Genomic DNA, 794 nt, shown 5'->3' on the forward strand with positions numbered 1-794 from the left:
ATGTTTCCCGCTGGTTGGAGGACTACCCCCATTGCCAGGTTCAAGGCAAGCCCGCTACCCGCCAACGCCTGCATAGCGCCCTGCTGGCATTAAGCGGCCAGGACACAACCGCCCCCCGTCGCCAACCAGCCACACAGCCGTTCCCGCGCCCGGTTTCTGTTCTGCTTGTGGACGACCACCCAGGCAACCTGAAACTGGCCCGGGTCTTCCTGGAGGAACTCGGGGTCACTGTCACCGCCTGCGACAGCGGTCAACGCGCTCTTGACGCCTTCCGCAAACAGCCATTCGATCTGGTCTTCATGGACATCCAGATGCCCGGCATGGATGGCAAGGAAACCACCCGGCATATGCGCGACAGCGAACCGGATGGCACCCATACGCCCATTGTCGCGCTAACCGCCCACGCGCTGGAAAGCGAGCGGCGGGAACTGCTGGATCGCGGGCTGGACGACTACCTGAGTAAACCGATCACCGAAGGGCAACTGCGCCATACGCTGGAGAAATGGGTGCTGGAAAGCACCTCCGATGAGCTGCCGGATGGCCCTGACAGCAACGATAACAGTGACCAGGTCTTTGATCCTGCATTGGCCCGTCGCCGCGCCGGGGGGCGTGACCACCTTGCCGACGAAATGCTGAAAATGTTGCTTGATAGCCTGGAAATAGATCGCCCGGCTATCTCCGCCGCCTTCGACCGGAACGATAACGACGACTTGCTGGAGCGGGTGCACAAACTCCACGGTGCGACCCGCTACTGCGGCACTCCCCGCCTGGAACAAAGCGCCCGGCAACTCGAA

1 protein-coding gene is annotated in these 794 nt (G+C 62.1%); it reads left to right on the forward strand.

What is annotated here, in order from left to right:
* Nucleotides 1-794: response regulator (locus tag A3754_RS25635; protein WP_156497239.1), on the forward strand; the 794-nt coding region annotated here is incomplete at both ends.

The sequence above is a fragment of the Alcanivorax sp. HI0083 genome (genome assembly GCF_001635175.1).